Origin of the sequence: Listeria monocytogenes (assembly GCF_900187225.1) — a bacterium.
Classification (GTDB): domain Bacteria; phylum Bacillota; class Bacilli; order Lactobacillales; family Listeriaceae; genus Listeria; species Listeria monocytogenes.
In genome coordinates, this window is sequence record NZ_LT906436.1 from 794,785 (window position 1) to 812,514 (window position 17,730).

At 37.0% G+C, this 17,730-nt stretch carries 15 protein-coding genes and 1 riboswitch; of the genes, 7 read left to right on the forward strand and 8 right to left on the reverse strand.

Annotated features, from left to right (window positions below):
* Positions 1 to 232 precede the first annotated feature (232 nt).
* Positions 233 to 4,660: a 2-hydroxyacyl-CoA dehydratase gene (locus tag CKV70_RS04040; RefSeq protein ID WP_014600632.1), complete on the forward strand. Its 4,428-nt coding sequence runs from the start codon at positions 233 to 235 to the stop codon at positions 4,658 to 4,660.
* A 35-nt stretch (positions 4,661 to 4,695) separates the two neighbouring features.
* Here CKV70_RS04040 and CKV70_RS04045 read toward each other — a convergent pair whose 3' ends face one another.
* Both CKV70_RS04045 and ybaK read right to left on the reverse strand, forming a co-directional pair.
* On the reverse strand, positions 4,696 to 5,544 hold the full coding sequence (locus tag CKV70_RS04045; protein ID WP_014600633.1) for a PhzF family phenazine biosynthesis protein: 849 nt from the start codon (positions 5,542 to 5,544) through the stop codon (positions 4,696 to 4,698).
* Positions 5,545 to 5,570: 26 nt separating this feature from the next.
* The gene (gene ybaK, locus CKV70_RS04050; RefSeq protein WP_003723804.1) at positions 5,571 to 6,047 is read right to left on the reverse strand and encodes a Cys-tRNA(Pro) deacylase; all 477 of its coding nucleotides are present in this window, start codon (positions 6,045 to 6,047) and stop codon (positions 5,571 to 5,573) included.
* Positions 6,048 to 6,170: 123 nt separating this feature from the next.
* Between ybaK and CKV70_RS04055 the strand changes: the two genes are divergently transcribed.
* Both CKV70_RS04055 and CKV70_RS04060 read left to right on the forward strand, forming a co-directional pair.
* Positions 6,171 to 6,824, forward strand: coding sequence for a DUF5105 domain-containing protein (locus CKV70_RS04055; protein WP_014600634.1), 654 nt, complete (start codon positions 6,171 to 6,173; stop codon positions 6,822 to 6,824).
* Positions 6,825 to 6,924: 100 nt separating this feature from the next.
* Positions 6,925 to 7,815, forward strand: a complete 891-nt coding sequence (locus CKV70_RS04060) for a carbon-nitrogen hydrolase family protein (RefSeq protein ID WP_014600635.1) — start codon at positions 6,925 to 6,927, stop codon at positions 7,813 to 7,815.
* A gap of 34 nt (positions 7,816 to 7,849) precedes the next feature.
* On the opposite strand, the gene CKV70_RS04065 is transcribed toward CKV70_RS04060, so the two are convergent.
* The 4 genes from CKV70_RS04065 to CKV70_RS04080 form a co-directional block, all read right to left on the reverse strand.
* On the reverse strand, positions 7,850 to 8,551 hold the full coding sequence (locus CKV70_RS04065) for a DUF554 domain-containing protein (RefSeq protein WP_003726296.1): 702 nt from the start codon (positions 8,549 to 8,551) through the stop codon (positions 7,850 to 7,852).
* Positions 8,552 to 8,665: 114 nt separating this feature from the next.
* The gene (locus CKV70_RS04070; protein WP_010989573.1) at positions 8,666 to 9,307 is read right to left on the reverse strand and encodes an NAD(P)-dependent oxidoreductase; all 642 of its coding nucleotides are present in this window, start codon (positions 9,305 to 9,307) and stop codon (positions 8,666 to 8,668) included.
* Between the two features lie 83 nt (positions 9,308 to 9,390).
* Positions 9,391 to 10,311, reverse strand: a complete 921-nt coding sequence (gene rarD, locus CKV70_RS04075) for an EamA family transporter RarD (protein ID WP_003727155.1) — start codon at positions 10,309 to 10,311, stop codon at positions 9,391 to 9,393.
* A 106-nt stretch (positions 10,312 to 10,417) separates the two neighbouring features.
* Positions 10,418 to 10,948, reverse strand: coding sequence for a YceI family protein (locus tag CKV70_RS04080; protein WP_003724156.1), 531 nt, complete (start codon positions 10,946 to 10,948; stop codon positions 10,418 to 10,420).
* Between the two features lie 254 nt (positions 10,949 to 11,202).
* Here CKV70_RS04080 and CKV70_RS04085 point away from each other — a divergent pair, with 254 nt between their 5' ends.
* Entirely contained in the window at positions 11,203 to 11,664 is a 462-nt protein-coding gene (locus tag CKV70_RS04085; RefSeq protein ID WP_003724157.1) for a MarR family winged helix-turn-helix transcriptional regulator, read from the forward strand.
* A 51-nt stretch (positions 11,665 to 11,715) separates the two neighbouring features.
* On the opposite strand, the gene CKV70_RS04090 is transcribed toward CKV70_RS04085, so the two are convergent.
* Together CKV70_RS04090 and CKV70_RS04100 are read right to left on the reverse strand one after the other, a co-directional pair.
* Positions 11,716 to 13,176 carry an amino acid permease gene (locus CKV70_RS04090; RefSeq protein ID WP_003732937.1) on the reverse strand — a complete coding sequence of 487 codons (1,461 nt, stop codon included), beginning with the start codon at positions 13,174 to 13,176 and terminating at the stop codon, positions 11,716 to 11,718.
* An 89-nt stretch (positions 13,177 to 13,265) separates the two neighbouring features.
* A riboswitch (Lysine riboswitch) is annotated at positions 13,266 to 13,463 on the reverse strand.
* 68 nt (positions 13,464 to 13,531) lie between these two features.
* Complete coding sequence (locus CKV70_RS04100; RefSeq protein ID WP_003723977.1) at positions 13,532 to 14,293, reverse strand: YtvA family blue-light photoreceptor; 762 nt, start codon at positions 14,291 to 14,293, stop codon at positions 13,532 to 13,534.
* Positions 14,294 to 14,445: 152 nt separating this feature from the next.
* Here CKV70_RS04100 and CKV70_RS04105 point away from each other — a divergent pair, with 152 nt between their 5' ends.
* From CKV70_RS04105 to CKV70_RS04115, 3 genes are all read left to right on the forward strand, one after another.
* Positions 14,446 to 14,796: an iron-sulfur cluster biosynthesis family protein gene (locus tag CKV70_RS04105; RefSeq protein WP_003723978.1), complete on the forward strand. Its 351-nt coding sequence runs from the start codon at positions 14,446 to 14,448 to the stop codon at positions 14,794 to 14,796.
* Between the two features lie 151 nt (positions 14,797 to 14,947).
* Positions 14,948 to 16,849 (forward strand): lmo0801 family class 1 internalin, encoded by a 1,902-nt coding sequence (locus CKV70_RS04110; RefSeq protein ID WP_014600636.1) that lies wholly within the window; start codon positions 14,948 to 14,950, stop codon positions 16,847 to 16,849.
* A gap of 150 nt (positions 16,850 to 16,999) precedes the next feature.
* The gene (locus tag CKV70_RS04115; RefSeq protein WP_014600637.1) at positions 17,000 to 17,638 is read left to right on the forward strand and encodes a GTP pyrophosphokinase; all 639 of its coding nucleotides are present in this window, start codon (positions 17,000 to 17,002) and stop codon (positions 17,636 to 17,638) included.
* Positions 17,639 to 17,730: the final 92 nt, after the last annotated feature.

A 17,730-nucleotide genomic window follows, 5' to 3' on the forward strand; every position in this document is an offset into this window, starting at 1 on the left:
TTTAGGGAATGCTTGCTTTTTTTCGGCATGAAAATGCTCCGCGAAATTCTTTACAAATGAAAAAAATCGTGTAGAATGAGAGGTGTTTAGAGCATTTTGTCGTATTCTCGCATATCGAGTGAGTACTCACTCATTTTTAAAAATAACTATTTATGTGAAGCAACGTACAAATGACGGATAATATGTGAAGTTACATACATATTAAGTAGTGCGTAACGAAAGGGATGAGAAAATGATTCATGCAGGATTAGATGTAGGATCAACAACAGCAAAGGCCGTAGCACTTAATGACCAGGGGGATATTTTATTTCAAACCTACAGAAGACATTATTCAGACATTAAAAAAGTAACATTAGAAATCATGCAAGACATGCAAAAAAAATGTGGCATGACAGAAATGACATTCAAAATTACGGGATCATCAGGATTAGCTATTTCTAAATTCTTGAATGTACCTTTTGTGCAGGAAGTAATTGCCTGTACGGAAGCAGTGGAGCAAGTAATTCCAGAGACAGATGTAGTAATCGAGCTGGGCGGGGAAGATGCGAAGATTATTTATTTTAGTGGTGGGATTGAGCAACGAATGAATAATGCGTGTGCGGGCGGAACTGGTGCTTTTATTGACCAAATCGCGACACTACTTCAAACTGATCCAACTGGTTTAAATGAACTGGCGCAAAATGCAAATACAATTTACCCAATCGCTTCCAGATGTGGTGTGTTTGCCAAAACAGATGTGCAGCCATTACTTAATGAAGGGGCAAGAAAAGAAGATATTGCCGCCTCGATTTTTCAAAGTGTAGTTACACAAACGATTAGTGGACTTGCTTGTGGACGTCCGATTCGCGGGAAAGTAGCGTTTCTTGGAGGGCCACTTACATTCCTTGATCAGTTGCGCTATCGTTTTACAGAGACACTTAAAATGAGAGATAGCGATATTATTGCACCGCAAAATGCAGAATATTTCATCGCACTGGGAACTGCCTTTACAGGGCTTAATGATATTCCTTTAAAAGTGGATGATATGATACACCGACTTTCCAATATGGATATGACAACCATGGCGACTGATACGGTGATTTTACCAGCCCTTTTCGAAAAGAAAGAAGACTTAGAAGATTTTCGTGCGCGTCATAATCAAATGAAAGCAAAACGAGCAAAACTGGAAGATTATGAAGGAGATGCTTATTTAGGTATTGACGCTGGATCAACCACGACCAAATTAATCTTAATGAGCCAAACCAATGAAATTCTTTACTCGTTTTATTCTAGTAATAATGGGAATCCGCTTCAATCTGTTATTGATGCAACGAGTGATTTATATGAAATTTTACCGGAAAAAGTTCGAGTTGCGCAGTCTGGAATTACAGGCTACGGCGAGTCGCTTATTAAAGCCGCGCTAAAAATTGATGTTGGCGAAATTGAAACAGTGGCACATTATCGTGCTGCTCGTGAATTTTTACCTAACGTTGATTTTATTTTAGACATTGGCGGACAAGATATGAAATGTATGAAAATTAAAAAAGGTGCGCTGGATAGCTTAATGCTGAATGAAGCTTGCTCAGCCGGATGTGGTTCATTCCTCGAAACATTTGCGCAAACACTTAATTTATCCATTGAAGAATTTGCTGCTCGAGCACTGGAAGCAAAAGCCCCTGTTGACCTAGGTTCACGCTGTACTGTTTTCATGAATTCCAAAGTGAAACAAGTGCAAAAAGAAGGCGTGAGCATGGAAGATTTATCTGCGGGTCTTGCTTATTCAGTCGTAAAAAACGCGTTACAAAAAGTAATCAAACTGCGTAGCCCGAAAGACATAGGCGAAAAAGTAATCGTTCAAGGCGGAACTTTTTACAACGAATCGGTCTTGCGTGCTTTTGAACTGTTAACTGGACGTGAAGTAGTTCGACCGGATATCGCCGGAATGATGGGCGCATACGGTGCTGCACTAATTGCCCGCGAGCATTATGAAACTGGCGAAGTAACAGAAATGCTCGTACTAGAAAAATTGCGTGAATTTAGCGCGGAAACTTCGCAGTCGCGCTGTAACCTTTGTAGTAACACGTGTCAGCTAACAGTGACAAGATTTGGTGATGACCGGATGTTTGTTAGTGGGAACCGTTGTGAACGTGGAGAACGTGTCGAAACGAAGCGTAATTTACTGCCTAACTTATATGCGTATAAATTAAAGCGTACCTTTGATTATAAATCGCTGAAAAAATCAGAAGCAACTAGAGGGACCATTGGCATTCCACGTGCACTGAACGTTTTTGAAAACTATCCACTTTGGCATACGATTTTAACTAACTTAGGTTTCCGAGTGGTTTTATCATCTAAATCATCCAAAAACCTATACGACAAAGGTATCGAAACGATTGCCTCAGAAGCAGTTTGTTTCCCAGCCAAATTAACACACGGTCATATTATGGATTTAATCAAGAAAAAAGCAGATTGTATTTTCTATCCATCTGTCGTTTATGAAAAACCAGAATTCGGTGAAGCAACGAATAACTTTAACTGTCCAGTCGTGGCGGGTTATCCAGAAGTTATTCGTGTCAATGTGGATGCTTTGGAAGAAAAGAACATTCCAATGATTAGTCCGTTTTTAACGTTAGATAATGAAAAAGCATTAATCGAACAAATGAGCCTCGCTTTCCCAGAAGTCCCAGCCGCGGATATGGAAAAAGCCGTCCAAGCAGGGTTAGAGGAAGCAGAACTTTGCCGCAAAGACATTCAAGCAGAAGGAGAAGCGGCACTTACTTACATTAAGAAAAACAAAATCAAAGGGATAGTTCTTGCAGGGCATCCGTACCATATTGATCCCGAAGTAAATCACGGAATTCCGGAACTTATTACGATGAATGGCATGGCGGTTCTAACGGAAGATTCGATTTCTCATCTTGGAGAGATTGACCATAAACTTCGCGTCGAAAACCAGTGGAAATATCATGCAAGACTATATCGTGCAGCCAGCTTTACTGCTAAAAGTGAAGATTTGGAATTCGTGCAATTGACCTCTTTTGGTTGTGGACTTGATGCGATTACAACGGATATGTGCCAAGAAATCATTGAAGGGCATAACAAAGTATATACATTACTAAAAATCGATGAAATCAATAACCTTGGTGCTGCTCGTATCCGTGTTCGTTCCTTAAAAGCGGCCATGGAAGAACGTGAGAAAAACAATGTGAAACCAGGGATTATGGCAAAACCAAAAGAACGTCCATTATTCACGAAAGAAATGAAGAAAACATATACTATCTTAGCGCCACAGCTAGCGCCAACCCATTTTGAAATGTTGGAGGCTGCTTGTAGAGTGGGTGGTTATAATTTAGAAGTATTACCAGCAGTTACACCTCGTGCGGTGGATGAAGGCTTACGTTATGTCAATAACGATGCTTGTTATCCAGCAATTTTAACTATTGGACAAATGATGGATGCACTAAAAAATGGCGATTATGATGTAAATAATTTAGCTGTTTTAATGACACAAACAGGTGGTGGATGTCGGGCTACCAACTATATCTCGATGCTGAAAAAAGCCCTCGGAGAAGCTGGCCTGGATCATATCCCAGTTATTTCTCTTAATGCCAACGGTTTAGAAAAACAACCAGGCTTTAAAATGACGCCAAAAGTTCTTGTTCGTTTCCTAGCCGGAATTAGCTTAGGCGATGCGCTCGACCGGATGCTTTACCGTACTAGACCATATGAAGTGGAACCAGGAAGTGCTAATAAAATGTTCCGTCATTATCTTGATGCTGGTCGTGCGTTAATGGAAAATTATTCTTTTGGAGCATATAAAAAATTAGCAAATGAAATGGTTCGCGCCTTTGATAACTTACCAATAACAAATGAAGTGAAACCAAGAGTTGGTGTCGTTGGAGAAATTCTCGTGAAATTCCATCCGGGTGCAAATAACAATATTGTTGATGTTATTGAAGACGAGGGCGGAGAAGCGGTTGTTCCCGATTTAACAGATTTCATTTTATATTGCTGTTATGACGATCACTTTGCAGCTAATACATTTGGTCGTTCCAAAGTAAAATCATTCGCGAAACAAAGCGTCGCCATTCCACTCATTAATCAATTCCGCAAACCAGTGACAGATGCGCTGAAGAAGAGTGAACGCTTTGAAGCACCGGCGAGTATCGAATCTATCGCTGAAAAAGCGAGTCAATTACTATCACTCGGAAATAAAATGGGTGAAGGCTGGTTCTTAACAGGAGAAATGTTTGAATTACTCGATAGTAATGTACCAAATATCGCGTGCTTACAACCATTTGCTTGCTTGCCAAACCATATTACTGGTCGAGGGATGATTAAAGGACTCAAAAAAATGTATCCAGAAGCTAACATCATGTCAATTGACTACGATGCCGGCTCAAGCTCTGTGAACCAACTAAATCGAATCAAATTAATGCTCTCTATCGCAAGAAAACAACTAGAAACGACAGAAGTTGTGACAGAAAAAGAAACCAATACAAGATTCAATCCAAGAGAAAAAATCCTTGGTAAAGCAAAACAAGTAAGAGAAAGTGCGCCAGTCGAAATGATTGGAAACAAAGTAAAACAAGCGCGGGATGCAGACCCAGTTGGCGCTATTGCACAAAAAGTGAAACATGTTGCAACTAGTAGCGAGCATGTTCAAACGGATAATGATTAATTAAAAAGCAGCCCATTGTATTGGGCTGCTTTTTTCTATTCAATACTTAAATATTTAGTTTCACAATAATACCCATTTCCACCTACATATACACGGGCTATTTCGCTATGAACATTTACATCTAATTTAACTAAAATCTCGGAAGGAGAGTGTAGTGAGTGTCCTTGTTCAAATACATAAAGTTCTTTTTGCAAGTATTGATTTTGATAAAGATAACAGGCCAAAGCACCATTAGAGGTCCCAGTCGCAGCTTCTTCATTAATGTCAAATAGTGGAGCGAAATTCCGACAAATAATCCGGTCATCACTAAAAGTATACAGATGCATTCCGACCACTTCATAATGCTTACTGACTTTTTTTACCTCTTCAAAATTCGGCTCTAGGGTATATAAATCTGCTTCACTTTTAATGGGAACTAATATATCCTTTAAACCTGTTGACACAATTTGAATAGGATAATGAGTATTTAGTAAGTTTAAATCAAAACAACCAGTTAAATTATTGGCGGGAATTGTATCATAAAAAGTTGGTTGATTTTGTTCCATGAAGATAGTGCCATCTTTTATTGTAATCGTCAGTACACCGCTATTTGTTTCAATTGTATACTGGCTCTTATGAATTTTATTTAAATGCATCAAAATCGCGAAAGTGCCGATTGTCGCATGACCACATAAAGCAACTTCTTCTTTTGGAGTAAAATATTCTAATTTATAATCAGCGCAGTTAGATTCTGTTAGGAAGGCGGTTTCCGCATAGCCTAGTTGTTTTGCAATGGCCATTTTTTGAGTGTTGGTTAATGTTGGTTCATTTAATACAACACCAGCTTTATTTCCACCTATATTATTCTTACTAAATGCACTTGCAACATAAATAGATATATCCATAAAAACGAAACTCCCTTGTTAAAACTTTATTCTTCCGTAATCATCGCAAACTCCGCACGAACTACCTTTTTCAAATCAGCAGGCGCTAGTTCGATTTGTAGTCCTCTTTTTCCAGCCGAAATCAGCATGGTATCAAGCGATTCAGCGCTGTTATCAATAAACGTTGGAAATAATTTCTTCATTCCAATCGGTGAACATCCACCGCGAATATAGCCAGTTAGTTTCTCTAACGAATCTACCGCAATCAATTCACATTTTTTATTACCGCTAATCTTTGCCAAATGTTTTAAATGCAAAGTCTTATCGGCAGGAATGCACGCGACGATATTTCCTGTTTTGTCACCAGTCAGGACTAAGGTTTTAAAAATCTGTGCGGGATTATTCCCTGTTTCTTCCGCAACGTGAAGCGCATCAAGGGAATCCTCGCTCCACGCGTACTCACGTAATTCATAGTTTACCTTCTGTTTATCTAAAATCCGACACGCATTTGTCTTTTTATTCAAGTCTTTCACCTCAATTAATTCAGAAATATGTACAATTTATGACACTTTTTGTGAAATAGTTGGCTTTTCCCTTTTCATTCTGTACAATGAAGTGGAATTCAAATAAGAGAGGGAGATTTACTAATGAAAAAAGGGTTATTTAGTATGGTTCTTGTGCTAGCAATGGTACTTGTATTAAGTGCATGTGGCGCATCAAGGGTAGAACCAAAAAAAGCAGGAGAAATCACAGTTAATGCCGTAGTTTACAACAAAGATACGGATAAAGTAAAAGACGTATACGGTGAAGATGGTTCTAAATTCGAAAAAGAATTTGAAACTAGTTTTAAAGAAAGCTTTATCAGTACTTTTACAGCAAGTTTTTCAAGCGATGTCAATTTAGACAAACAAGTGGATGAGTTTTATGATGCGCTTCGCAAACAAGTAAACGAAAAAACTTCGTATACTACTAAAGTAACAAATGATGACAAAGAAAGTCCAGAAATTCAATTCGCTATTAAAGGCCTTGATATGAAAGGCGTTCAAACAGAATTAGTGGAAGAATTAACAAAAGCAGCAACTGCTGATCCATCCATTGCATCAGATGATCAAAAAATGGCTGAAAAAACAATGGAAATCTATACTAAAGCTGTTCAAAATGCAGATGCAGTATCAGAAGCTAAAACAGTTACACTTAAATTAAAAGCAGATCCAGATGACGATTCTTTATGGAAAATGGAAAACGATATGGCATTCATGCAAGAACTAACAACAGCATTCTTTATGGGTGGCATGAACTAAGATTTTTATAGACACCAGCAACTTTCGGGTTGTTGGTGTTTTTTTGTTTTTAAGAATAAATGTTATAATAACACTAAGATTTATTAATGGGAGGTGCTATATGACTACTATAAAAATCGCATTAATCCAACAAAAAGCAGTACCAAATAATAAGGAAGCCAATTTAAAATTAGCCATTCAATATATAAAAGAAGCGCATGAAAAAGGAGCAGATTTAGTACTTTTCCCAGAAATGTGGTCAAACGGTTATGCGCCACCTTTTGAAGATGCTTTTAATTATCCACTAGCTACTGGTTTTGGTGCAGAACGATTCAAGTGGTTAAATGAAGCAATCGAAGCAGACAGTGCATATGTCTCAACGCTGAAAAAACTTGCCAAAGAGTTGCAGATTGGCATTTGCGCTACGTATTTGTCTAAAACGGAACAAAAAATACAAAATACTGCTATTATTATTGACCGAAAAGGAGAAATAATTTTAGACTATGCCAAAGTCCATACGTGTGATTTTTCTTTAGAAATATTACTACAAAGTGGCGAGGAATTTAAAGTTTGTGAGTTTGATGGTATTAAGCTGGGGGTCATGATTTGCTATGATCGCGAGTTTCCAGAAAGCGCCAGAGTTCTCATGCTAAAAGGTGCAGAAATTATTCTCGTTCCAAATGCATGCGATATGAATCCAGCCAGACTTAATCAACTAAATTCTCGTGCTTTTGAAAACATGGTTGGCGTAGCGATGGCAAACTATCCTGGCGAAAAATGGGGCAGATCCACTGCTTTTTCCCCGATTGTTTTTGATGAAAATGGGGATTACCGCGATAATACGATTATTGAAACAGACGACGTTTCAGAAGGTATTTTTATTGCTGAATTTAATTTAGACGAGATTCGAACTTACCGGGAAAATGAAACGTGGGGAAATGCCTACCGAAAACCGCAAACATATACAGATTTAATAAGTTTAGATGTAAAAGCGCCATTTAAACGAAATTAAAAAAACAGAGATGAGCGATTCTCTGTTTTTTCTTTTAAAAATAATAAAGTCCGGTAACAATCAACGCAACGACTAAAATCCCCGGAACAAGATTCGCGACCCGAATCTTGGTTAAACCAAGCAAGTTTAGACCAATTGCCAAAATCATAATCCCGCCTGTAGCTGTTAATTCTTTTATAATTAGTGCCATCAGGTCTGCCGGAACGAATTGATTAATCTGGGTTGCGAATAACGCGATAATACCTTCAAAGAGGAACACTGGAATCGCCGAAAGCATAACACCCCAACCAAGTGTCGTACTAAGAAGAAGGGCGATAAATCCATCCATTACTGATTTCGTGTAAAGCACATCATGATTTCCGCGAATGCCGCTATCAAGCGCACCGATAATTCCCATCGCACCAATTACGAAAATAAGTGTAGCTGTCACAAATCCTTTGGAAACATTACTTTTTCCTTTGGCACCGACTTTACGTTCAATCCAGTGCCCGAGTTGATTCAGATGGTAATCTATATTAAGCCATTCCCCAATAACGGCTCCAAAACAAATACTTAAAATGACAATAAGCGAGTTGCTCGTTTTAAATGCCATTTGAATGCCAAGGACGATAACGGATAAACCCATCCCTTTCATGACCGTGTCTTTCATACGTTCAGGGATATTATGTAATTTCATGCCAATAACAGAGCCAATCAAAATCCCAAGCCCATTCACTAGCGCACCAAGTAGAACCATTTTCTTCCTCCCTTTTTTTGCATATAGCAATAGTATACAGGAAGTTTTCGCCAATTGGGAGTTTTATTTCGTACAAAAAAATCGAAGGATCACTTTGATCCTTCGACTTTAAGTCTATTTTCCGGCTACTGTAAAGCGTTCATTTAAGTGATTAGGTCGTTCAATTTCATCTAAAACAGCAATTGCATAGTCTTCCATACTGATAAAACTATTGCCATCGCTACCAAACAGGAGATGATCTTTTCCTATTTGATAGTCTCCAGTGCGTTCGCCGGGCTCAAACATGGCAGAAGGGCTAATATACGTCCAACTGAATTCTGCTTGATGTGATCTTAAATGCTCTAATTGTTTCGCTTGCGCACGTGCAGTTGGATAGTACGGCGCTTCCCGAAGACCTTTAGACTCTAAAAGGGTATTCCCGTCTTCATCAATTTGTAGACTAGCTGCTCCGCCAACGACAAGTAAGCGCGGAGATACAGTACCATTTAAAACAGAAATTAAGTGATCAAGGGAAGTGACATGTTTTTCTGCTTCGTCTGGACTAACGCCATAAGCATCAACTACGACATTTTGGTCTGATAAATCTGAAAGGGTTAAATCAAAAATATCTTTTTGCAAAATATTAATATCTTTGTGTGTTTGCGTGATTTTTCCTGCGTTTCTTACAATGGCTGTTACTTCGTGACCACGATTTTTTGCTTCTTCTAAAATTCTCGAACCAGCTCGGCCCGTAGCACCAATGATACCAATTTTCATAAAAAAAGCCCCCTATTCATTTTTATGGAATAGATTCTCGTTTGATAGAAGAATTATTCCCGAAAGAGGGGACTGGGAAACATTTATTTTTTTGCGGCGTTTGCTAATTGTTTGATTTTGGCTGCGGAATAAATGTGAGAAATCGTGAAAATAATCAGTGCTAACCAAATGAACATGAATGCAAACAATTGAATATGATCGAAACTTTCTTTAAATAGTAATACACCGAGTGCGAGCATTAATGTTGGACCGATATATTGCAGGAAGCCAACCATTGTATAGCTGATTTTTTTCGCAGCAGTGGCAAACAGAAGGAGTGGGATAGCTGTAACGACACCAGCGCCAACTAAAATAATATTGGTTTGTGCTGCGTACTGCATTAAGCCATTGGTCGCGAAAAAGATTACATAAATAAGTGCGAATGGCGTAATAATCATTGTCTCAAGGGTTAAACCAGTCCAAACAGACACGGAAACGACTTTTTTTATTAGCCCGTAAAGCGAGAAAGTAACAGCCATACCGATTGCTGCCCAAGGAACAGATCCAAGATGCCATGTGAGGATTAAAACACCGATAGTAGCAGAAATAACAGCAATAATTTCGCCACGACTCAAGCGTTCTTTTAAGATAACTGTTGCGAGTAATACGTTTACAAGTGGATTTATGTAATAACCAAGACTTGCTTCGGTCACATGCCCACTATTCACCGTATAAATGAATAAATACCAGTTCGCTGTCACTAAAAAAGCTGCCGCAATAATCGCAATCAGCGTTTTTGGTTTAAGCAATACGTCCTTTGTTTCTTGAAAAACCATCGAAGCTTTTCGCAAACAAACGATCAAAAATAACATAAAAATAAAAGACCATATAATTCTATAGGCCAAAATCTCCATTGGTGGGACATTTGTGACTAGCTTCCAGTAAATCGGAAGGACACCCCAACATACATAAGCGAGAGCGCCAGCGATAATTCCTCCTAGCTGTCCATTTTGTTTATTTTCCATAGCGATGTTAGCCCCCTTTTTTAAACAATAGAACTATTTTAGCTTAAAAGGGGGAATAAAGCTACAAAAAAACTACGAATAGGCTAACTATTCGTAGTTTCCACAATTATTTACTTGCTTCGATTTGGATGTTTAATTTCACTTCGTCGCCGATAAGTACGCCACCAGTTTCTAACGCAGCATTGTAATTAAGGCCAAAGTCTTTGCGGTTGAATTTACCTTTTGCTTCAAAGCCAGCTACCATGTTGCCAGTATTTGGATCTTTTCCTGTTCCTTCGTAGCTTACTTCTAGTGTAAGAGGTTTGGTTACGTCGCGAATAGTTAAGTCACCAGTCACTTCGTATTCATCATCGCCGTCAGCTGTGATTTTTGTTGCCGTGAAAGTCACGTTTGGATATTTTTCTACATTAAAGAAGTCTTCGCTTTTCAAATGTCCATCACGTTGCGCTTGACGAGTGTCAACAGAGGCTGCTGCAACGGAGAAGTTTAATTTTGCAGAAGTTAAATCTTCTGGATCCATTTCGATATCCGCTGTGAAATCGCTAAATGCACCTTTTACTTTTGATACCATCATGTGTTTTACTTGAAATTCGATTGAACTATGTGCTGGGTCTACGTTCCATTTTTCTACTGTCATTGTTTCATTCCTCCAAATATGTTTTTTATAAAAGCATTCTCTTATAATCTAGCCTAAATCTTAAGAAATTAAACCTGAGAAAAAATACTTTTACGCCTTAGAAAAGCAATTGCTTAACTGTTTATAAGTAAACTATATCATACTTACTTTTAATAAGCAACTATAAAAACGTATTAGAAATATATTTTTTTCGTAAATATGATTGAGTTTTTTGGTTAAAGTGCGTAGAATAGGTTACAAGAGGAGGTTGGATGATGGTAGGAATTAATACAGATACAGAAAATATTAGTGAACTATTAAAAACTTATTGGTCAATCCAGCGAATTTCAGCGGGATATGCCGATCAAAATGCAGCGAGTTTAGGATTAACCATTCAGCAACTTGCCATGATTAATGTGATTTACAGCACACCTGGTATTTCAGTGGCGGATTTAACGAAACGATTAATTATTACTGGAAGTTCGGCTGCAGCTAATGTTGACGGGTTAATTAGCCTAGGTTTAGTAGTGAAATTAAACAAAACAATTCCAAATGACAGCATGGATTTAACACTCAAGCTTTCGAAAAAAGGAGAAGACTTATCAAAACGCTCTACTGCAAACGCTTTTATGTACAAAGCCATGATGAAAGTATTCGAAAACCTGACCGAAAACGAAATAGAAGAATTAATTCGTCTAAATAAAAAAGTCGAAACCTTACTGAAAAAGAGTAAATAAAAACATCTCCTGTATCATTCAAGTAAAAATGAATGAACAAGAGATGTTTTTTTATTTTTGATCAAATTTGCAGTCTTCCAGTGGAATAACTTTAGTTTTATTTGTAAATTTAAAAGATAGCCAAAAAACTAGGAAAATGGGAAGACCGATATACGAAATGCCGATTTTTTGCCACCAAGCCGGATTCGTAAATTCTGGTTTTAAAAATGCCGCGTAATCTTGACCGACAATGACTAAAATACATAAAACAAGTGCTAAAATAGGTCCGAATGGGAAAAATTTCGCTTTATATTTTAGTTCACTTAAGTCATGCCCTTGTTTGATAAATGCTTTTCGGAAACGGTAATGACTGATAGCGATGCCGACCCAAGCGATAAATCCAGTTAAACCAGAGGCAGAAAGTAACCACGTATAAATTACTGTGCCATTTTCTGTTAGCGTTGTAATGAATGTCATGGCACCAACAATCGTCGTAACGATTAATGCTGCCATCGGAATACCACGACGGTTTACTTTTCCCAAGAATTTAGGTGCTTTTTTATCGCGAGCCATCGCCCAAAGCATCCTTGTGGAAGCGTAAAGACCTGAATTACCAGCAGATAGAACAGAAGTCAGGATAACCGCATTCATTACGGAAGCCGCAAATGCAAGACCAGCTTTTTCAAACACGAGTGTAAATGGACTAATTGCCACATCTGTTGCCTCGGCACTAAGTAAATTCGGGTTAGTATAAGGAATAATCATCCCAATAATGAAAATCGCAAAAATATAAAATAACAAAATCCGCCAGAACACTTGCTTAATTGCTTTTGGCACACTGGTCTCTGGAGTGGCACTTTCACCAGCCGCAATACCAACCATTTCTGTACCTTGGAAAGAAAATCCAGCAATCAAGAAGGTACCTAAGATGGCAAAAAATCCACCTTTAAACGGAGCATCGCCAGCTGTAAAGTTAGAAAAGCCGATAACTTCGCCGCCAAGAATTCCGACAATAGTAAGCACGCCGACGATAAGGAAAATAATAACGGTGGCCACTTTAATAATCGAAAACCAATATTCTGATTCTCCGTAAGCTTTTACCGAAAGCGCATTTAAGCCAAAAATCAAAATTAAGAAAATCGCGCTCCATAGCCAAGCAGGAGTATTCGGTAGCCAAAATTGAACGATAATTGCAGCAGTGGAAATATCAACCGCAAGTGTAATGGCCCAGTTAAACCAATAATTCCAACCAAGTGCAAACCCGAAAGCTGGGTCAACAAATCGACTAGCATACGTACTAAATGAACCAGATACAGGCATGTAAGTAGCCATTTCGCCTAAACTTGTCATTAAAAAGTACACCATAATCCCGATTGCAACATAAGCAACCAACGCGCCACCAGGTCCGGCAGTATGAATCGCATTACCACTTGCTAAAAATAATCCCGTCCCGATCGAACCACCAATGGCAATCATGGACAAATGCCTTGTTTTTAAGTCACGACGAATCTCGCCATGTGTTTCTTTTTTCACTATAAATCTCCCTTTCTATTATCAGAGGAAGTGCGCAAAAACAGCCAATCTGCAAGAAATTGGCTGTTACGTATTTTACCAACATCATTTTGTCAGATAGCACACCTATAAGAAATTTCGACAAATTCTTATAGCAGTCCAGCCCCTTTAGGAAACTGTCCCAACAACTATTTCTAAACAAAGAGAAAATAGTCACTTCGGCGATCAACCTGTTCATTCTTTGTCGTCGGCGTCTTTGTTTCGCCTCGAAAAAATTACTAGTGCATCTCGCAACCTCTACCTCACCATTTGGATGAGGGTTTATATTTGATTATTTACCCATAATAACGGAAAACGGGCTATTTTGCAATATCTTTTAGTAAAATTGTAATGCTTCTTTGATTGTGCTGTAAGTAGTTAAGCTGGCTAGGTTTTCTTCGTAGCGAATTAATGTCATGGCGAATTTTGGCGAAATTCCGGTGATGATAAGTTCTACGCCAGTTAATTTCATAAATCCGTGGAACTTTACAAGATTCATTACTGCATCTTCATTAAATTCGGCTAAACCAGAAAGATCCATAATCAAATAATCTTCTTTGCCGTGATCCATGTATTCACTCACATATTCAGACATATGCTGAAAACGGTCGTGTGTTAGCGAGCCTATCAGTGGTAATACACAAATATTTTCTTTAATCGGAACAATTGGCGTGGAAAGTTTCTCGATTTCGGTTAATGATTTCTCGAGTTCCAGCTGATAGTCGTGCTCTGTTGTCACATCTTTTTGAATGCCGACAAAATACAAATGTTCATGATCATCGTAAATCGGTTCAATCGTAAGTTCATTCATAAAAGAAGTTCCATCTTTTCGGTAATTTTTTAGTAAAACATTCGCAGTTGATTTTTCGTTAATGGCATGACGGATTTTTGCAACTTCTTCTTTGTCAGTATCGTCTCCTTGTAAAAAGTGACAATTGGAGCCAAGTGCTTCTTCTTTAGCATAGCCGGTAATATTTTCAAAACCAGTGTTAACAAAAATAATTGGATTATCTTTTTGCTCAGGATCCGTGATAATTACTCCTACACTAGACAAATTTAATGCTTTTAAAATAACATCGAATTGTGGATAAGCGGTCATCTGCGTGTTTCTCCCCCTTTGTAAATACATTCCTATCATACCACGCAAATGAACGAAAACCCAATGTCTAATTTGTGAATTTAATCGTATGTGAGCAGTGCGGAAGGAAAGCTGGAAGTATGAGTGTATAATGGAGTTAGAGGTGATAAGTTATGTATATAACATTTACAGATAGCGCTAAAAATCGGCTTGCTGCACTACGGTCGAATTTAGAAGGGCGGCTACATTTGTATTATGATACAGAAGGCTGTTCTTGCGAAAATAGTGGTATTTTCACATTGCGACTGGTAGAAGAGAAAACAGCGGAAGATGACGAAATTCAATCAAACATTGGTCCAGTGCTAATTAAACGATGGACAGAAATGTTTTTAGAAGAAGCATTAACTATCGATTATAACGAAACGGAAAAAACAATGATTCTAAAAAGTGATGGTCAGTATTATAATCGTAATTTATTGCTTGTAACGGATAAAGATGAAGTGATTAGCTGTCCGATTAGTTAATGAAAATGTCTAAAGCTTACAGATTATATCTGTAAGCTTTTTTGTCGGTTTTTTGCCATAGTTTAGCAGTGGATACTCTTAGTTTGGGAAAAAAACTTTTTCTTAAACATGTATTATAAGTATAGAGGTAAAACATAAAGGAGTTAACTGAATGAAAAAATTATGCACCGTAATATTATTTTTGACTTTGTTATTAAATGGCCTTGTTCCGAATGCGCATGCGAAGACTGAATCACCATCAGCTGATAATAATTTACAAGTAGCACCACCAGCTGCAATTAAAGATGTTTTTCCAGATCCTGCCATGGCTAATGAAGTTTTAAAATCATTGAATCTTAAAAAATTAAATAAAAAAAGCACTAGTGATACAGTAACGCAAACTGAATTAAATAGTCTTACTGGATCTTTTCAAGCAATTAATAAAGGAATAAAATCAATAGAAGGTGTGGAGTATCTTCAAAATATAACTGAACTAGATGTAGAGAAAAACCAAATAACAGATATAGCACCAGTTGCAAATCTTAAGAAATTGACCACATTGCTAATTAATACTAATCAAATAACAGATATATCACCAGTGGCTGATTTAGCTAATTTAACTACTTTCTATTGCGGAAATAACCCTATAAGCGATATTAGTGCTGTTCAAAATCTCACTAAATTGTCTATTTTTAATTGTTACACAGCTAATGTAGAAGATATTAGTCCTGTTAAGAATCTTGTTAATCTAAAAACATTAAGTTTAGGAAGTAACAACATACATGATATTAGTGATATAGAAAAATTAACTGCTCTAGAATATCTTAGTTTTAGTAATAATCCAGTAGAAAATCCAGAAGTTATCGGTAACTTAACAAACTTAAATACATTATGGTTATATAATGCACAGATTAGAAATATTGATTTCACAGCAAATTTACCTAAATTAAAAAGCGTTTATTTGTATAATAATCAAATTAGTAACATTAGTGAAGTGAGTAATTGGGCAAATATTGAGTATTTAGAACTGAATAACAATCAGATCACAGATATAACTCCAGTAGCCAATCTAACTACGCTTAAGACACTAAAGTTAAATGACCAAATTATTACTAATCGAGAAATACCTTTTCAAAAAAATATTTCCATTGAAAATAAAGTAATGGATAATTTTGGTAACATAGTAACACCAAATAATATTAGTGATAATGGAACGTATAATAGCCCTACTTTATCATGGAATTTAAACGAAACAAAAGACAATCTTTCTTATGACTTTACTACAAAAATAACGATTTTAAATATAAATGCGACTTATTCAGGAACAGTAATCCAGCCATTAACAAAAGACAGTACTCGGCCGATAATTACAGCAGATGAAAAAGTCAGCTATCCAGAGGGAACAACGAAAACGACTACCGAATTTTTAATAGATATTCATGCGACAACGGATGATGGTAGCCCGATTGAAGTCGATTTAAATGCGGTAGATTTTGGTACAGCAGGAAATGAGGCAACACCAGTAGACGTCACTATTATTATTACATCAGTAGATACAAGTAAACCTGTCATTACAGCAGATGAAAAAGTCAGCTATCCAGAGGGAACAACAAAAACGGCTGCCGAATTTTTAACAGATATTCATGCGACAACGGATGATGGTAGCCCGATTGAAGTCGATTTAAATGCGGTAGATTTTGGTACAGCAGGGAGTTATACGGTGACACTAACTGCAGTAGATACGGCAGGAAACGAGGCAACACCAATACAAGTAACCATTATTATTACTAATTCGAAAAAAATAGATCCAATTATTCCAGTTGAACCGGGAGGGAATGATGTAAAACCAGAAAAGCCAAATGAAATAATTATTCTTCCAAAAGATTCGGAAATACCTTTATCCATTATTCCAAAAGATAATATCGAAAAAACAAATTCAATCAATGTTATCAAAATGATAGAAACAAATGAAATAAAGAATAAAATGCTCCCTAAAACCGGAGACAAATTACCTCTTACAGTATTTTTAGGGATGCTTATTACTTTAGCGGGTATTTCTTATCTTCGAAAATAACAATTTTTTTGCCTAGAATAAAAATTTATTCTAGGCTTTTTTATGAAAAATTCATGAGAAACTGGTGAAACTTTAGACATATAGTTACACTGTTCTCTATTTTGTAGTAACATGGAATAGGAAGTTTATACATATGGAAGGAGTGTCACCATGGAACAACCATCAGTTGATGAGCTGAAGAACTGGCGAAATGTTATGCTTCTTCATCGTTTTGCGCTAGAAGAAGTGAATACGAAACTTAAAATATTGAATGAAGAATTTCAATTTATTCATGATTATAATCCAATGGAACATTTGAAGTCACGTGTGAAATCACTCGAAAGTATTGGGGCGAAATTAGAAAAGAAAAAGGTTGATATTACCCCAGAAAATGCACTGAAATATGTGCACGACATTGCTGGAATTCGGATTACTTGTTCTTTTGTTACAGATATTTTTAGAATTCACGAAATGCTTGCAGGACAAAGTGATATCACTATTAAACGAGTAAAAGACTATGTAACAAATCCAAAACCTAATGGCTACCGGAGTTTACATTTACTCTGCGAAGTTCCTGTTTTCCTGACAAATCGTTCAGAGGTAATGACAGTGGAAATTCAAATTCGGACGGTCGCAATGGATTTTTGGGCGAGTTTGGAGCATAAAATTTATTATAAATATCAACAAGAAGCTCCTGTTGAGTTAGTTAATGAATTACAAGATGCCGCACGAATTATCACCCATTTAGATGAAAAAATGAAAAACTTAAATGATCAAATTGATAAATATAAAAAAGAAAAAGAAAATTAATCTAATATGGAGCTTTATTTCTTTGCAAGTGAGATGGATGCAAAGAAATAAAGCTGTTTTATATTTGCGAGATAGTTTATTTTGCTTCATAA